Origin of the sequence: Aureimonas sp. AU40 (genome assembly GCF_001463785.1) — a bacterium.
Lineage (GTDB): Bacteria > Pseudomonadota > Alphaproteobacteria > Rhizobiales > Rhizobiaceae > Aureimonas.
In genome coordinates this window covers 25,268-40,983 of record NZ_BBWL01000052.1, presented here as the reverse complement: position 1 = coordinate 40,983, position 15,716 = coordinate 25,268, and the positions used below count along the sequence as shown (strand labels likewise).

The 15,716-nt window shown below is 67.5% G+C and carries 13 protein-coding genes and 1 pseudogene; 9 read left to right on the top strand and 5 right to left on the bottom strand.

Annotated features, from left to right (window positions below; translation table 11 throughout):
* The first annotated feature begins 80 nt into the window (after positions 1-80).
* Positions 81-1,532 (top strand): polysaccharide biosynthesis/export family protein, encoded by a 1,452-nt coding sequence (locus AUL32_RS19785; RefSeq protein WP_156421548.1) that lies wholly within the window; start codon positions 81-83, stop codon positions 1,530-1,532.
* 292 nt (positions 1,533-1,824) lie between these two features.
* The gene (locus tag AUL32_RS19780) at positions 1,825-3,372 is read left to right on the top strand and encodes an O-antigen translocase (protein ID WP_062118900.1); all 1,548 of its coding nucleotides are present in this window, start codon (positions 1,825-1,827) and stop codon (positions 3,370-3,372) included.
* Positions 3,373-3,455: 83 nt separating this feature from the next.
* Here the strand turns inward: AUL32_RS19780 and AUL32_RS19775 are convergent, their stop codons facing one another.
* The 3 genes from AUL32_RS19775 to AUL32_RS19765 form a co-directional block, all read right to left on the bottom strand.
* Complete coding sequence (locus tag AUL32_RS19775) at positions 3,456-4,271, bottom strand: LuxR C-terminal-related transcriptional regulator (protein ID WP_156421547.1); 816 nt, start codon at positions 4,269-4,271, stop codon at positions 3,456-3,458.
* Between the two features lie 595 nt (positions 4,272-4,866).
* On the bottom strand, positions 4,867-5,127 hold the full coding sequence (locus AUL32_RS19770; RefSeq protein ID WP_061978062.1) for an acyl carrier protein: 261 nt from the start codon (positions 5,125-5,127) through the stop codon (positions 4,867-4,869).
* Between the two features lie 10 nt (positions 5,128-5,137).
* The gene (locus AUL32_RS19765) at positions 5,138-5,776 is read right to left on the bottom strand and encodes a class I SAM-dependent methyltransferase (RefSeq protein ID WP_062118895.1); all 639 of its coding nucleotides are present in this window, start codon (positions 5,774-5,776) and stop codon (positions 5,138-5,140) included.
* A 311-nt stretch (positions 5,777-6,087) separates the two neighbouring features.
* Here AUL32_RS19765 and AUL32_RS19760 point away from each other — a divergent pair, with 311 nt between their 5' ends.
* The 4 genes from AUL32_RS19760 to AUL32_RS19745 are packed head-to-tail and all read left to right on the top strand — an operon-like array spanning position 6,088 to position 10,733.
* The gene (locus AUL32_RS19760; protein WP_244497994.1) at positions 6,088-6,957 is read left to right on the top strand and encodes a hypothetical protein; all 870 of its coding nucleotides are present in this window, start codon (positions 6,088-6,090) and stop codon (positions 6,955-6,957) included.
* A gap of 18 nt (positions 6,958-6,975) precedes the next feature.
* The gene (locus AUL32_RS19755) at positions 6,976-8,565 is read left to right on the top strand and encodes an acyl-CoA ligase (AMP-forming), exosortase A system-associated (protein WP_062118892.1); all 1,590 of its coding nucleotides are present in this window, start codon (positions 6,976-6,978) and stop codon (positions 8,563-8,565) included.
* Entirely contained in the window at positions 8,562-9,788 is a 1,227-nt protein-coding gene (locus AUL32_RS19750; protein ID WP_062118889.1) for a pyridoxal-dependent decarboxylase, exosortase A system-associated, read from the top strand. Before AUL32_RS19755 ends, AUL32_RS19750 begins: the two co-directional genes overlap by 4 nt.
* A gap of 24 nt (positions 9,789-9,812) precedes the next feature.
* On the top strand, positions 9,813-10,733 hold the full coding sequence (locus AUL32_RS19745) for a hypothetical protein (protein WP_062118886.1): 921 nt from the start codon (positions 9,813-9,815) through the stop codon (positions 10,731-10,733).
* Here AUL32_RS19745 and AUL32_RS19740 read toward each other — a convergent pair whose 3' ends face one another.
* Positions 10,734-11,792, bottom strand: coding sequence for a glycosyltransferase family 2 protein (locus AUL32_RS19740; RefSeq protein WP_062118883.1), 1,059 nt, complete (start codon positions 11,790-11,792; stop codon positions 10,734-10,736).
* Positions 11,793-12,007: 215 nt separating this feature from the next.
* Between AUL32_RS19740 and AUL32_RS26090 the strand changes: the two are divergent.
* Positions 12,008-12,310 (top strand): annotated as a pseudogene (locus AUL32_RS26090) (glycosyltransferase family 2 protein); the annotation flags it as partial.
* Between the two features lie 467 nt (positions 12,311-12,777).
* On the opposite strand, the gene AUL32_RS19735 reads toward AUL32_RS26090, so the two are convergent.
* Entirely contained in the window at positions 12,778-14,025 is a 1,248-nt protein-coding gene (locus AUL32_RS19735; RefSeq protein ID WP_062118880.1) for a rhamnosyltransferase WsaF family glycosyltransferase, read from the bottom strand.
* Positions 14,026-14,273: 248 nt separating this feature from the next.
* On the opposite strand from AUL32_RS19735, the gene AUL32_RS25690 reads away from it, so the two are divergent.
* Together AUL32_RS25690 and AUL32_RS19730 are read left to right on the top strand one after the other, a co-directional pair.
* Positions 14,274-14,444, top strand: coding sequence for a hypothetical protein (locus AUL32_RS25690; protein ID WP_192847491.1), 171 nt, complete (start codon positions 14,274-14,276; stop codon positions 14,442-14,444).
* A gap of 11 nt (positions 14,445-14,455) precedes the next feature.
* Positions 14,456-15,703 carry an O-antigen ligase family protein gene (locus AUL32_RS19730; RefSeq protein ID WP_192847490.1) on the top strand — a complete coding sequence of 416 codons (1,248 nt, stop codon included), beginning with the start codon at positions 14,456-14,458 and terminating at the stop codon, positions 15,701-15,703.
* The last annotated feature ends 13 nt before the right edge of the window (positions 15,704-15,716 follow it).

Sequence of the window (15,716 nt, the reverse complement as noted above, 5' to 3'; positions counted from 1 at the left end):
GGCAGGGGCCCGGTCGATTGCCACGCGGCTCTGCCGGTCGCCATACTTCGCGCGTCATCCACTCGATCGGGCATGGGACGATGCGTTCGACTTCGATGGCATCGGGCAGGCGATGGCCGCTCTTCGGCGGGTTTCTCTGTGTGGCGCTTCTGGCCGGCATGGGGAGCGCCCCGGCCGATCCCCTGCCGCCTCAGACCAGGATTCGCCTCTCGGTGGTGCAGTGGAACCCTGCGCGAGGCGACTATGCCCGGTGGGACGCGGTCAGTGGCGACTATGTCGTCTCAGCGAACGAGACGATCCTGCTGCCCCTGATCGGCACGCTTGAGACCAAGGGTCTGGACGAAGCGGCGCTGGCCACCGAGATCGAGGCGCGACTGAAGGACAAGGTCGGGCTCGTCGCCCTACCGGATGCCCGCGTCGAGATCGCGGACTATCCGCCCTTCTACGTGCTGGGCAGCGTCGCCCAGCCCGGCGCCTTTCCGTTTCGGCCCGGGATCGACGCTCTCCAGGCCGTGGCCGTGGCGGGCGGCCTGTATCGCGCACAAGGCGAGACAGGTGCGAGCGACCAGATCGGGCGCCTCGGCGACCTGCGAACCATGAAGGACGACATCCTGCGCATGCGCGGGCGGCTGGCGCGGCTTCAGGCCGAGCGGGCGGGCGATAAGGACATCACCTTTCCTTTCGAGCTGACGGACGGATCGGGCGGGCCGCTCGCCGACGAGATCCAGGCGCAGGAGCGGCTGATCTTCACGACACGCGCCAGCGGGCTGGAGCGCCAGCTGACCACGCTCGACGAGTTGAAGACGCTGTTCGCGGCGGAGATCGACGTGCTCGGCCAGAAGGGCCGGGCGCTGGAGCGTGCGCTGGAGACGATGCGGCGGGACCTGACCAATGTCGAGCGCTTGGTGGAACAGGGCGTTGCGACCGCCGGGCGGCGCTCGGACCTAGAACGGGCGATTTCCAGCCTGGACGCCGAACGCCTCGACCAGGTGACCGCGACGATGCGCGCGCGCCAGAGCCTCAACCAAGCGACGCGCGACGGGCTGAGCCTGCGCGACATGCGCGCCACCGACATCGCCAGCGATCTCCAAAGCGTGCAGGCCGACATCCAGAGACTGCAGACGCGGCGCGACGTCGTGGAGCGGCTGCTGCTGGCGAGCGCGGTTGAACCCCGAGCGAGCGAGGCCGAGGGTCAGGCGCCGACGCTGCGCTACGTCGTGGTGAGGAAGTCGGTCGACGGGACGCAGGAGATCGCGGCAGACGAGGCCACAGCGCTTCAGCCGGGCGACGTTCTGAAGGTCGATCTGGTGCGATCGGCCGGCGGCAACGGGCGAGGGAGCGGGCCGGTGGCGCGGCGGGCCGATCCGCCTCGCGAGGTGCCGGGGGCACGCGCCGAGGCCAGTCTCGGCGGGCCGACGCTCTCCGCGCCCGGGGGTGAGACTCAGGCCGTTTCAGGGCCCGAGACCGGGGCGGAGGGCTCGTCCAAGACTGACCGGCCGCCGGCTCGAGTGTCGGCTGGGCTCGCGCCATGAAGACACCTCTACGGCCGGGGCATCGTTCCCTCGCTCGTCGCCATGGCGGGGGCCTGCGCCCTGATGCGAAAAGCTCCCGCGCTGGGGGACCGTGAGCACTCGGATACGGTTCTGCCGGCTGAGGTGGCCGGGTTCGTCGCCGGACATTGTCGCAGCCGAGCCCTGCCAACGGCAGCGGGGGCGTCTCTTCCCCGACTCGTACGCTCTCCACCCCCGGCTCCTGCCGGCCCTCTCGATCGACTTGGGCCGGCCTCCCTACACACTGCCCCGACCCGCAGAAAAGGTCCGATCGATGAACCCGCAAGCGCCGCCGATCGACCGCCGGACCTATGGGCAGATCCTCAAGTCCACCGTGCTGATCGGCGGGTCGTCCCTCGTCAACATCCTGCTCGGCATGCTCCGGGCCAAGGTCTTCGCCCTCCTCCTGGGGCCGGGCGGCGTCGGGCTGATGGGCCTCTACATGGCGGTGGTGGACCTCGCGCAGACCCTGGCCGGGCTCGGCGTGCAGAGCAGCGGCGTGCGGCAGATCGCGGAAGCGGCCGGCTCGGGCGACCGGGCGCGGATCGCCCGCACGGCCCTCGTCCTCAAGCGCCTGTCCCTGGGGCTGGCCGTCGGCGGCGCCGGCCTGCTGGCGCTCGTCTCAGGGCCGGTTGCGCGGATCACCTTCAGCGATCAGGCCCATGCGGGCGCCGTCGCCTGTCTTGGTCTCGCGGTGTTCTTTCGTCTCGTGTCCGGGGCGCAGGCGGCGCTGATCCAGGGACTTCGGCGCATTTCCGATCTGGCGCGGCTCGGCGTCTTTGGCACGCTTCTGGGCACGCTCGTCACGATCCCGCTGATCTACGACCTTGGGCAAAGGGGCATCGTTCCCTCGCTCATCGCCATGGCGGCGGCGTCCGCCCTGGTCTCGTGGTGGTATTCCCGGCGGATCGATCTCGGCGCCTGCGAGCCCTCCGCCCTTCCGGTTCGCCGCGAGGTCGCAAGCCTGTTGAAGCTCGGCTTCGCCTTCATGGCCAGCGGATTCCTGACCATCGGCGCGGCCTATCTCGTGCGGATCCTGGTGGTGCAGCACGAAGGAGTTGCGCAAGCCGGCCTTTATCAGGCGGCCTGGACGCTCGGCGGGCTCTATGCCGGTTTCATCCTCCAGGCCATGGGCGCCGACTTCTACCCCCGGCTCACCGCCGCTGCGCAGAACAAGGACGAATGCAATCGTCTCGTCAATGAACAGGCCGAGATCAGCATTCTCATGGCCGGCCCGGGCGTTCTGGCGACGCTCACCTTCGCGCCCCTCATCATGACCGTCTTCTATTCCGCCGAGTTCGGGCCGGCGGCCGGGCTCCTGCGCTGGGTGTGCCTGGGCATGACCTTGCGGATCGTGGCTTGGCCGGTCGGCTTCATCTTTCTGGCGCGCAACGCGCAGGCGGTCTTCTTCTGCACCGAACTGACGGCGGCCGTGGTTCACGTCGCGCTGGCCTGGCTCCTGATTTCGCGGATCGGCCTCGACGGGGCGGGGCAGGCCTTTTTCGGTCTCTATGTCTGGCACACCGCCGCCGTCTATCTCATCGCCCGGAGGATGACGGGGTTTCGCCTGTCGGTCGCCAACCGGCGGCTCGGGCTGTTGCTGATCCTCTCGATGGCGCTCGTCTTCGCCGCGTTCGAGCGCCTGCCGCTCTGGCCCGCCACCTTTGTGGGAACGGCGGCCGTCCTCGCCAGCAGCCTCGTGTCCTTCCATGTCCTGATGCGGATCGTCTCGCCCGACGCTCTGCCGCCGGTGCTGCGCAACCGCATGCCCCGGCGCCTGTCGAACGCGCACCGGCGCATCCATTCAGGGCGGATCGGCTGACGGAAGGCGCGAGCAGAACACAAGGAAACGGCGCCGGCCGTTGCGACAGCCGACGCCCTCCAAGGCGATCTCTTCATCCCGCGTCAGTGCCCGCTCGAAAGCCGGGTCGGAGCTGGGACGACGAGGTCTTCGTCCGCGAACAGGGCGTTGGTGCGGAAGGCGACTTCCGTCCGGTTGCGAGCGTTGAGCTTGCGCATGATGTTGCGCACATGCACCTTCACCGTGCTCTCGCGCATGTTCAGCTCATAGGCGATGCGCTTGTTGGCCATGCCCTGCCGCAGCGCGCGGACGACCGCCGCCTGACGGTTGGTGAACAAGGCGTCGGCCTCGAAGCGCAGGTCCTTGGGCAGAACCGGTTCCGGCCGGTGATAGGACGAGATGCAGCTGGCCGGAATGAACATTCCCCCCGCCCTCACCATTTGCAGCGCCTCGACCGCCGCGCTGAGCGCCATGTTCATGGCGATGTAGCCCTGCGCGCCGGCGTCTATGGCGAGCTTGATGCTGTCGATCCCGTCGCCTTCGGCAAGCACCACGAGGGGCACGGAAAGCCGGCTTTTCAGAAAAGCCATCTCCTCGCGCGTGGTGTCTTCTCCGCTGGCCCGGCTGCCCATGTAGAGCAGGATCAGCGCGTAGGGCGAAGAGGCGGTCAAGTCCGCGGCGAACTCGTCCACGCTCTCGAAGCATTGGATCCCGATATTGGGCGCCCTGACCCGAAGGGCCTGTTCGAGGCACTCCTGAAAGATCCTGCATCCATGGATCATGGCGATCGGCAGGCTGGCATCGCGCGCGCCGATGCTCCCGAAAGGGGGCACGCTTTGGGTGCGGCTACTCAGGCTTGCGGAGGCTGTCGTGCCTACGGTGCCGTTGCTGTAATGCAGGTTCGACTGATGACTATTCACGCTGTCCTCCCGAATTAGGTTCGATGCTTCAAGACGATCGCCGCACTGTATGGTTAAACATTTTTAACGATTTATCTATCCATATCGAAGGGTGTACCCCCATTTGCGTCGTCTTATGAAAAGATCGTGTCGGGTGCCGTTGCTATTTAGCTGAGAATATAAAATTGGTTTGACCAATATCGGGTAGTAAACTTCCGAGCATTTGAATTCGCGACGTGTCGGACTTTTCCCTACTTGAGATTGACTGTTCTATCGTTAGGTAAGAAAATAGTGATGTGGAAGCTTTAATACAATCTTAGGTTGATTGCACAGAGCGGAAGGCCGCCGCATGCCGATGACGGTTTCTGCGGTGCGGAAAATTTTGGAGTGATGGGCGAGGGGCGAGCCGCGTCGCTAGCTTGGAACGACGAGACGGCGAAGCGAGCGGCGTCGAACGCCTGTCTCCTGCCCGCGAAGCGGGGGAGCCGCCCTCTCGTCGGAACAGCCGCGAGCCGTCCGCTCTCTTGCGACGGCGCTTGACCCTGTCCCTGTCAGGGAAGCCGCAAACGATCGCGGCTGTCCGCCAGGGTAAGACCCAAGCGGCCTTGCGCGTTCGTCAATGCCGCTTGGCGTCGATGACGTCGGCAAGGTTGCCGAGCGTGTCGAAGGTCTCCGTGGTGAAGTCGTCGTCCTCGAGCTGGATGCCGAAACGCCGCTCGATGGCCCCGGCCAGTTCCACCACGCCGAAGGAGTCGAGCTCCGGCAGGCTGCCGAACAGGCGCGTGGAAGGGTTAGGGGGGCAGGCGTCCTGATCGATGCCCAGCGTGTCGACGACGACCGCGCGCACCTCCCACAAGATTTCTTCCGAACGGCTCATGGCATGATCCTCAGCGCGAGTGGTGGAAGGCGACGCCATGCTCGGCGCCGCCGATCTGCTTTTCCCAGCGGTCGAAGGGTTGGAGCCAGGAATGGCGGCGAAAGACGCCGTCCTGGGAGCCGTCGGGATTGGCGAAGGCGAGACGCACCGGCTGGCCGTCCCGATCCGCCCGAAGCTTCTCCAGGACGCGGTCCAGCGTCGAAGCGCCGAACGGATTGAACAGGAAGACGACCGTCGCGCGGGAATAGTCGAAGCTCTCGGCCAAGCCGTTGTGGACGGCGATCGGGGTCCTGCGCCCGCGCAGGCTTTCGGCGTTGCGGCAGGCGTCGCGGCACAAGTCCGGCGCGTATTCGATCCCGACCACCGAGCGGCAGGTTCGCCTTGCCGCGCAGCACAGGACGCGGCCGCGCCCGCTTCCCACATCCACGAAGACGTCGTCCGGCCGCAGCGACAGAGCATCGACGATGCGTCCCACGAACCGATAGCCCATCGTCGCGTAGTGATTGGCGTCCGGCTTGGTCGTGGCGACGACGCCCCGCGTGCGAATGCCGAGCTGCCAATCCCATCGCAGATTGTCGAGACGATCGAGAAGATCTCGGGCCTTCGGGATGGTGGGCAGGATCGGGGCGGCTAGGAAATGGGACGGCAAGGCGACCTCCCGGCGTCGTAGGCTGACGGGCGGCCCGGGGCCGCGTTCGAGACCGGCAAAGGCGCCGGCGGCACGCCGTCAGGCTAGCCGAGCGCGCGCGAACGGGTCCATCGGCCCATTCCGGCATCCCCTCATGCTTTGGGTGGAACGCCTTACGCCCATCGTCGGACGGACAGGCTCCGCCTTCCTCTTCGGAGGGCTCCGAGCCGTCGTTTTCTCGTCTTTCACGTCGGTTTTCCCGTCCCTAGCATAGGACCCGAGAGGCCGGATCGCCCATTCCATCCGCGCATTCCATCCAAGGAGCTTTCGCCGTGCAGCCGAGCCGCGCCGCGCAGTTGCGCCCGATCGGGGAAGCCGACCTTCCCGAGGTCGGCCGCTTTCTCCACGAGCACATGAACGCGCGCATTCCGGCGGAAAGCTGGGCCAGGGCGGCAAGGCCCACCTGGGCGATCGAGGCGCCGAACCACGGCTTCATGCTGGTCGCGGACGGGCGCATCGTCGGCGCGCATCTCGCCTTCTACTCGGAACGGCGCTCGGGCGAAGGCGTCCGGCGTATCTGTAATCTTGCGGCCTGGTGCGTCCTGCGGGAGTTTCGCTTCGAGGGCTTGCGGCTTCTCAAGACGCTGCTGTCGCAGCCGAACTACGAGTTCACCGATCTTTCGCCGAGCGGCTATGTCGTGCCTCTGAACGCGCGCCTTCAGTTCAAGCCGCTCGACACGGCCACCGCGCTGGTGCCGAACCTGCCCTGGCCGGCCCGGCCGGGGCGGGTGCGCATCGTGTCCGATCCCGCCGAGATCGAGCCGCTGCTGGAAGCGCGGGACCTCGACATCTTCCGCGACCATCGCCACGCCCAGGCCGCGCACCACTTGGCGATCCGGGCGCGGGGGCGAACCTGCTACGTGATCTTCCGGCGCGACCGGCGCAAGAACCTGCCGCTCTTTGCCTCCATTCTGCATGTCGGCGATCCCGCCCTGTTCGCGCAGGCCGGGCGACACGTGTTCTCGCATCTGCTCCTGCGCCACGGCATTCCGGCGACGCTGGCGGAACTGCGCGTGATCGGCGGCCGGCCCTGGCCCTCCGTCATGCTGCGCGCGCCCCGCCCCAAGATGTTCCGTAGCGACGCGCTGGGCCCTGACCAGATCGACTATCTCTATAGCGAGCTGACCTGCGTCGCCTGGTGAAACCGTTCTCGGCAGAAGGTGCGTTCGATCATGCGGCTGTGTCTCCATCACCTGATCGAGGAAGCGGCGGCGCGGGACGGCGCGGCGCCGGCGCTCGTCTACAGGACCGGGACCCTGTCCTATGCCGAACTCTGGCGGCAGGCGCGGGGCTTCGGCGCTGCGCTCGGCGCGCTCGGTTTGGAGCGGGGCGAGCGCGTCGCGATCTATCTGGAGAAGCGGATCGAGACCGTCGTCGCGATTTTCGGCGCCTCGGTCGCCGGCGCCGTCTTCGTGCCGGTCAATCCGCTGCTGCGGCCGGCGCAGGTCGGCCACATCCTCGCCGATTGCGACGTGCGCGTTCTCGTCACCTCGCCTGACCGTCTCGCCCAGCTGCGCGAGGCGCTGGGTGACTGTCCCGCGTTGGACCATGTGATCCTCGTGGACGAGGAGGCGGGCGATGGTTCGGCCGCCCGGCATGTGCCCTATGCGCTCCATGGCTGGGGCGAGTTCGACGCTTTGGGAGACGCGGCGTTCCAGGCGCCTGCCCGCATCGATCTCGACATGGCGGCGATCCTCTACACGTCAGGCAGCACCGGAAAGCCCAAGGGCGTGGTTCTCAGCCACCGCAACCTTCTCGTTGGGGCCGAGAGCGTCAGCCATTATCTCGGCAACACGAAGGACGATGTCATCCTGTCGGTGCTGCCCTTGAGCTTCGACGCGGGGCTCAGCCAGTTGACCACTGGCTTCAGCGCCGGGGCGCTCGTCGTTCTCGCCAACTATCTTCTGCCCGGCGACGTCGTGAAACTCTGCGCCCGGCATGGCGTCACGGGCCTGACCTGCGTGCCCCCGCTCTGGGCGCAACTGGCCGCGCAGCGCTGGCCGGAGGAGGCGAGCGGCCGCCTTCGCTACTTCGCCAACACGGGCGGGCGCATGCCGAGAGCCTTGCTCGCCCGGCTGCGCGGTCATTTTCCGAAGGCGCGGCCCTTTCTTATGTACGGGCTCACCGAGGCCTTCCGCTCGACCTATCTCGACCCGGCGGAGATCGACCGGCGGCCGGATTCGATCGGCAAGGCCATTCCCAATGCCGAGATCCTGGTGCTGCGCCCCGACGGCTCGCCCTGCGAGGCGGGCGAGGAGGGCGAGCTGGTCCATCGCGGCGCGCTGGTGGCGCTGGGCTATTGGAACGACCCCGTGCGCACCGACGAGCGCTTCCGGCCCTTGGGGGCCCAGCCTTCTGGGCTCCACGCCGAGCGGGCGGTGTTTTCCGGCGATGTCGTGCGCGCCGATGCGGACGGGTTCCTTTACTTCGTCGGCCGGCGCGACGAGATGATCAAGACCTCGGGCTACCGCGTCAGCCCGACCGAGATCGAAGAGGTGGCCTATGCCACCGGGCTGGTGCGCGAAGCCGCCGCCTTCGGCGTGGAGGACGAGGAGCGCGGACAGCGCGTCGTGCTGGTCGCGAGCGCCACGGATGCGGGGCCGCTGGACGAGGCGGCGCTGCTGGTGGCGATGAGGCCGCATCTGCCTCATTACATGCTGCCCTCGCGGGTGATCGCGCGCGACGGGCTGCCGATCTCGCCCAACGGCAAGTTCGACCGCGCGCGGCTGCGCATGGAGCTGGCACCATGACGCTCCGCCCCGACAGGACGGGTTTCGACGAGGCCGACAGGCGCCTCGCTATCGGCGGCATGACCATCGACCGATTGGCCGAGCGGGTCGGGAGCACACCCTTCTTCGCCTATGACCGGCGGTTCCTGACGGCCCGCGTCGGCCTGCTCCGCTCGATCCTGCCGAGGGGCATTCATCTCAACTACGCCGTGAAGGCCAACCCGATGCCGGCGATCGTGCAGCATCTGGCCGGCTTGGTGGATGGGTTCGACGTTGCCTCCGCGCAGGAGATGCGCACCGCGCTCGATACGCCGATCGACGCCACGCATGTCGGCTTTGCCGGCCCGGGCAAGACGGATGCCGAACTCTCCCAGGCGGTGGCCTCCGGCGTGACGATCGAACTGGAATCGCGAACGGAATCCCTGCGCGTCGCGGCAGCCGGGGAAAGGCTCGGCCTGCGCCCCCGGGTCGCGATCCGCGTCAATCCGGACTTTCGGATCAAGGGGTCGGGCATGCGGATGGGCGGCGGGCCGCAGCCCTTCGGGGTGGACGCCGAGGGCGTTCCCGCGCTGATGGCGGATCTCGCCGGTCTCGATCTCGATCTTCTCGGCTTCCATGTCTTTGCCGGATCGCAGAACCTTCACGCCGAGATCCTGTGCGAGGCGCAGCGTCGGACGGTGGATCTCCTGATGGCGCTCGGCCAGCGGGCGAGGGCGCCGATCCGGTATCTCAATCTCGGCGGGGGCTTCGGCATTCCCTATTTCGAAGGGGATGCACCGCTCGATCTGGACCCGATCGGCGCCAATCTGGCCGAGTTGATGGAGCGGTCCATCCGGTCCGGGATGCCGGAGGCCCGGGTGGTGATCGAACTCGGCCGCTATCTCGTCGGCGAGGCCGGGATTTACGTGACCCGCATTCTCGATCGCAAGCCGTCGCGCGGGCGAACCTATCTGGTGGTCGACGGGGGCCTGCACCATCAACTCGCCGCATCCGGCAATTTCGGCCAGGTGATCCGCCGCAACTATCCCATCGCGCTGGCGAATCGGATGGGCGCTCCGGCCGAGGAAACGGTGAGCGTCGTCGGGTGCCTGTGCACGCCGCTCGATCTCCTGGGCGATCAGGTGTCGCTGCCGCGCGCCGAGATCGGGGATCTCGTCGTGATCTTCCAGGCCGGCGCCTATGGCCCGACCGCCAGCCCCACGGGGTTTCTTGGGCATGCGCCTGCCATCGAAGTGCTGGTCTGAAACTCCACAACGGAGGAAACACCGATGCCAGGTTCGTCACCAACCAGCCAGAAGACCGGCGGCTGTTTCACCGGTCGTTGGATCGTCGCCCTCGCCGGCCTGTGCGCGGTCTGCGCGCCCGCGCAAGCGCAGGGAAACGGTCCAAAACCCTTCCCCAACGCCGCCACGGCGGGCGTGCCGCCGGGCTGGCAGCCCAGGGACACCCGCGAGAGCGACGTGGTCGTCAGCCAGCCGGGCGCGGTGGTGGAGGATCTTCGCATCGTGGACGGCAATCTCCTGGTCGACGCCGAAAACGTCACTGTGCGGCGGGTGGAGCTTCTGGGCGGGCGTATCGTCAACGACCCCGCCAACGCCTGCCGAAACGGGCTCACCGTCGAGGACACGTCGATCCTTCCTTCGCGTGACAAGGCGAAGGCGAGCGAGTATCCCGCGATCACTACCGGCGGCTACACCGCGCGCCGGGTGAGGATCGACGGCGTGGCGGAAGGGTTTCGCGTCGGCGGCGTCAGCCATGGCTGCGGCCCGGTGACGATCGAAGACAGTTTCGTGCGCGTCGTCTCGCCCGAGCCCTGCGGCGATTGGCACGGCGACGGCATCCAGGGCTATGACGGCCCGCCCCTGACGGTGCACAACGTGACGCTGCACCTCGACGAGCGCCCCGGCTGCGGCGGCACCGCGCCCTTCTTCTATCCCGACAAACAGGGCAACACGTCCGCCCGGATCGACGGCCTGCTCGTCCAGGGCGGCGGCTACCTGTTTCGCCTCGGTGTGCCCGCATCGGTGCGGGGCCTCAGCATCGTGGCGCAATCCTGGGGCTATGGGCCGATCGACGTCAAATGCTCGGCAGTCGGGAGCTGGGAGGCCGAGATCGTGACGGCCGGGGCCGACTACCAGCCCAAGGCCATCCTGCGCCGGCAGCGCTGCGACACGGAAGCGGGCAATTGATCAGGCCGGATGGGTCCCGGCCGCAGCCTCGCCCGGCACGGAGGACTTGCCCCGTGCGGAGGAAAGCGCGCCTTGCAACAGGCGCCAGCCGCGCGGGCCCGCCAGCCGCTTGGCCCCGAGCTTCAGCCAGGGAAGCGAGGTCCGCAGGCGCGGGTCGAGCGTGGCGGCGAAGCTCGACAGGTTCCGCGAGGCGGAAAGATCGCCCGTGTTGAAGACCGAGCTCGCCCTTGTGACGGCGACCCTGGCAAGGTCGCGGTAGAGATGGCCGCGCCAGCCCTGCGGGTTCGCCAGAGCGTCGGCCTGCCGTTCCACGAACAGGTCGATCGCAAGCTTTCGCTGCTGGAGATCGGGCAGTCCGCCCGCCGTGTCGTATCCCTGCGACATGTTGCGGTCGTGGCGGCGATAGACGCCTTGCGTCTCGTCCGTGAAGCCGACCGACCCATGGGCGGCCAGGCGAAACCACATTTCCATGTCGCCGCTATGCGGCAGTTCGGGGAGATAGCCGCCGAGCCGCTTCTGCAGCGTGGTGCGGACCACGGCCGTCGGCGTCGGAACGATATTGGTCGCGCCGCAGCGCCGGATGAAGGTCTCTCCGCCGAACACCTGAGGCCCGCTGGGCGCTCCGCCGCCGAGCGGGCGCACCAGCTGAAGCGAGCCATCCTCGAACAGCGAAAGGCAGTTGCCGAAGCTAAAGCCGACCTCGGGATGACGATCCATGAGCTCCGTGGAAAAGCGAAGCGTGTCCGGCACCAGCGCGTCGTCGGCCGACAGAAGCAGGAGATAGTCCGCCTCTGCCCATTCGATCCCTTCGTTGTAGGTCGCGATCGCGCCCTTGTTGGCGGCATGGCGTACGAAGGTCACCGCCTCGTGCCGCCGCGCCAGCTCGGCGCCGACCTCCGCCGAACCATCCGGGGAGGCATCGTCGATCACGATCGCGCGCGTCCCGACGCCTGCCTGCGCGAGGATGCTGCCCACGCACTCCTCCAGAAAATGGCCGTAGCGGTAGCAGGGCACGATCACGTCGACCGATGCCGTCCTGTCGGGGTCAAGCGATGCCATGGCGAAAATCCCACGCGTGTTGAGCCTGTCGCGGGTCTAGCGTTTGCGGGTCGTGCCGGCGGCAGGTTGTTTTATAGTAACCGTTGGTTGCGCGAGGGCGAGTGGCAAATAGGGGGATGCAGGATGCAGCCTGATACGGAAGACTTAAGGCCCGTCTCCCTCTTTCGTCGGACTGGGCAGACACGAAAGTGGGCCGCGAAAGGCGGTGGCGAGCCATGAGCTACTGCGCGCTCATCCGCACCTTCAATTCGGCCGGGACGCTTCCCGAGACCTTGGCTTCGCTGGAGCGGCAGAGCGTGCCCCCTCTGCGGCACGTCTTCGTGGATTCGGGGTCGAGCGACGGCACCCCGGCGCTCTTCCCGCCGGGCTCGGTGTCGCATCGCTATGTCGGCGCGGCGTTCAACTATTCCGAGGCGCTGAACCAGGGGATCGGTTTCGTCGACACGCCCTATGTCCTCGTCGTCAGTTCGCACACCTCGCTCGCCAACGAGCAGGCGATCGGCTTCGCGCTCGATCTCCTGGCGCGGGACGATCGGCTCGGCGCGGCCTATTTCCTGCTCGGGTCTCCCGGTCCCTTCTCGTACGAGCGCGTGGACGGCGAGAGCTTCCATGGTTTCAACGGCGTCTGGAACACCTGCGCCCTCTATCGCACGGCGCTTCTGAAGCGGCGCGGATTTCGCCCCGAAGTCTTTTCGGCCGAGGATCAGGAATGGTCGCGCTGGCTGTTCGAGACGGAAGGGCTAGGCATCGCGCGCATATCCGGCGGCGGCATGATCTATGACAGTCCCTTGCGCTATCCCTTAAGCAAGTGGCTGCGCGAATATCTCGCCGTGGCAATGTACGCCAAGCCGTCGCTCCTCGGCTGGCGGGCGATCGCGCGGGTCGCGGGCCGGGTGGTCAAGCCGCGCTCGACCGTGAGGGCGCGATGGTTCAACGCCGTCCTGTTCGCCTATTTCACGCATCACCGTCTTCGCGGCTCTCGCCGTCAGCCCGGCGACGGGCTTGCGCCTTGCGATGCGGCGAGCGAGCGGCGGATGATCGCGTCCACCTTCGCGCCGGCATCGCTCCAGGTCAGCCCCTCGACGCTCGCTGCCGCCTGCCGGGAAAGAGACGCGAAGTCGGGCACCGCGACCACCGCCTCTAGTTCCGCCGCCAGTTCGTGCGGCGAAGGGGGCGCATAGCGGATATGGGGATTGCCCAGCACCATCCGGTTGTGGAGCGCGTCGTTCATTACGGGAATGCAGCCCGCCGCGAGCATTTCGAGCGGAACCAGCGAGACATTGGTCAGGGACAGGCTGAGTCCGGCGAAGCACTGGTTGTAGATCGTGTTCAACGCGTCGGGCGTGACCAGCCCGTGGTCCACGAACGGGAAGGGCAGGCGGCCAATCGTATCGCCATAAAGGTGGATGGTGATGTCCGGCCGGCGCCGGGCGAAGAGTTCCAGCGCCATGAGGCCGAGTTCGAAGCCCCGGCGCGTCGCGTTCGGCCGGGCATAGAAGGCGATGCCGGAGCGCGCCCTGTCGCCGATCCGCCTGTAGCGGGCGGTGTCGCAACTGAAGTCGAAATGATCGGCCTCCATCCCGTAGTCGCCGCGCAGCCGCTCCGCCAGCCAGCGCCCCGCCGTGATGGCGTGGAAGGGCATGCGATAGGTGTTCTCCGCCAGGATGCTGTCGCTGCTGGTCGCGTGGAACATCGGCTCGAAATCCTGGACGAGATAGAACCGCTTGCCGGCCGAGCGCGCGTTGAAGACGGGATAGGCGGTGGACCAGGTCGTGGCGACGACCCCGTGCGCATCCGCCATGCCCCCTTCCACCGGCGCGACGAGGCCGGCAAAGCCATAGGCGTCGTGGACGATCTCCTCGTAATAGCGATGGTCGCCGCGATAGGGATCGTAGAAATAGACCCGGTTCCGGTAGCCGTTGGCCTCGAGATGATGGATCAGGCGAAACAGCGTCGTGTGGCCGCCCGACCCCCTGGAGGGCGGCGACATCACCCAGTTGAGAGCGACGGGTTCGCCCTCCCGAAGCGGGGGCACGAAGACCCGTGGCGGATGGTGAAGATCGGCGGCGACAACATCGGCGGGCCGCACGGGCGACACGGCGATCTTCGGCCGGATGCGGTCGGCCAGCGTCGTGCGGACCCGGTCCGCGACCCAATGGGGCCCCTCCTGCCGCCAGGTGGAGCGGACCTGCCGCGCCCGGCGCATGATCTCCCCCTGCCAATGGCTATTCATCTTACACCTTTCGAATAAAGGGACCTTGGTAACGGTGCGAAACCTTCGTCTTCGGGCGGAGCTTTCGTGGAGGTGATCAGTCGAAGTAACGCTTAATGCTGGCCTGTCTGCCGTGTTGTTGCATTGATTTGGGCCCCGCGAACGCGGACTCTGCTGCCCGAGCAGTGTGGATGCTTTGGCAGGCCGCGCAAGTTCTCCCAAAGGCGAGGGGGCTGCGAGATCGCGAATGTCGGTGGACGCGCCAACGCATGAAGACCTCGATCGCGCCCGCCTTCGGCGCCGGCGCCCGCCGGGCCACGGCGCCCGCGCGCCCGAGCGCGCCGTCCGGCCGCCGCGCGGGCGAGCGCGGGTCGCGCCCCAGCCTCGGGACGCGCGGCGCGCGCTCGCCTGGCCGGTGGTTCTTTTCCTCGTTTCGCTGACGATCCCTTGGATGATTCTGATCGGGCCGCTGGCCATGTCGATCCCGAGGGCGATCCTCGTCGTCCTCGTCGGGCCCTGCTTCCTGCGCTGGGTCCGAGGCCGGGCCGGGGCGATCCGCGCCGCCGATCTCTGCCTTCTCGCCTTCTGGGCCTGGTGCGGGCTCAGCCTTGCCGTGGTCCACGGGCCGGGCTTCGCCGTCCAGCCCAGCGGCATCCTCTTCGTGGAGACGATGGGCGCCTTTCTTATGGCGCGCTGTTACATTCGCGATGCCGACGACTTCCTCGCGCTGGCGCGGCTTCTGTTTCGGATCGTCGCCTTTCTCATGCCCTTCGCGCTTTTCGAGGCGTTGACGGACCGGGACATTCTCCTCCAGTTCTTCGCCGCGATCCTGCCCTCCTACGCCGATGCGGGGGGCGACATGCGGGCCGGGCTCTACCGCGTTCAGACGGTCTTCGAGCACCCGATCCTGTTCGGCATCTGCACCGGCAGCGCGCTGGCGCTGACGCATCTCGTGCTGGGGCGGGGCGCCTCAGCCTTCACGCGCTGGTGGCGATCGGGCGTGGTGGGGGGGACGGCATTCCTGTCGCTCTCCTCCGCGCCGATGGCGGCTCTTCTGGCGCAGGTCTTCCTGATGGTCTGGGGCTGGAGCCTGCGACGAAACCCGGCGCGCTGGAGGCTCCTCTGGGCTTTGGTCGCCGCGTCCTATCTCGTGGTCGCGGTCGGCTCCAACCAGACCCCGGTCCAGTTCTACATCTCGCGCTTTACCTTCGACCCGCACACGGGCTGGCACCGCCTCCTGATCTGGCAGTACGGCTCGGCCTCGGTTCTCCAGCATCCACTCTTCGGGATCGGGTTCGGCGAATGGGTTCGCGAAAGCTGGATGTCGTCGAGCATCGACATGTTCTGGCTGCTCAACGCGATGCGCCACGGGCTTCCCGCCGGGCTGCTGATGCTCGGCGCGTTCCTTTCGGCGGTTCTGGCGGTCGGCTGGCGCAAGGGCTTGGACGATCGGCTGGCCGCCTATCGCATGGCCTATGTCATCGTGATGACCAGCTTCTTCCTGGTGGGGTGGACCGTCCATTTCTGGGGCGTGTCCTATCTCTGGTTCATGTTCCTGCTGGGCAGCGGCCTGTGGCTTCTGGATGCGCCGGCCGAGGCCTCGCAAGACCCCTCGCCCCGTCGGAGGGCGCGGGGCGAGGCTGCGCCGGACCGGTCCCGCCGGCGGCGCGGATTTGAAGAACCGAGGCCGAACGCGTGAGGACACGGCGAAG

What these genes read in the sequence shown, in the direction of transcription:
- AUL32_RS19780 (WP_062118900.1), top strand. Translation starts at nt 1,825, where the DNA reads ATGAACCCGCAAGCGCCGCCGATCGACCGCCGGACCTATGGGCAGATC.
- AUL32_RS19730 (WP_192847490.1), top strand. Translation starts at nt 14,456, where the DNA reads ATGATTCTGATCGGGCCGCTGGCCATGTCGATCCCGAGGGCGATCCTC.
- AUL32_RS19750 (WP_062118889.1), top strand. Translation starts at nt 8,562, where the DNA reads ATGACGCTCCGCCCCGACAGGACGGGTTTCGACGAGGCCGACAGGCGC.
- AUL32_RS19785 (WP_156421548.1), top strand. Translation starts at nt 81, where the DNA reads ATGCGTTCGACTTCGATGGCATCGGGCAGGCGATGGCCGCTCTTCGGC.
- AUL32_RS19770 (WP_061978062.1), bottom strand. Translation starts at nt 5,127, where the DNA reads ATGAGCCGTTCGGAAGAAATCTTGTGGGAGGTGCGCGCGGTCGTCGTC.
- AUL32_RS19745 (WP_062118886.1), top strand. Translation starts at nt 9,813, where the DNA reads ATGCCAGGTTCGTCACCAACCAGCCAGAAGACCGGCGGCTGTTTCACC.
- AUL32_RS25690 (WP_192847491.1), top strand. Translation starts at nt 14,274, where the DNA reads ATGAAGACCTCGATCGCGCCCGCCTTCGGCGCCGGCGCCCGCCGGGCC.
- AUL32_RS19740 (WP_062118883.1), bottom strand. Translation starts at nt 11,792, where the DNA reads ATGGCATCGCTTGACCCCGACAGGACGGCATCGGTCGACGTGATCGTG.
- AUL32_RS19735 (WP_062118880.1), bottom strand. Translation starts at nt 14,025, where the DNA reads ATGAATAGCCATTGGCAGGGGGAGATCATGCGCCGGGCGCGGCAGGTC.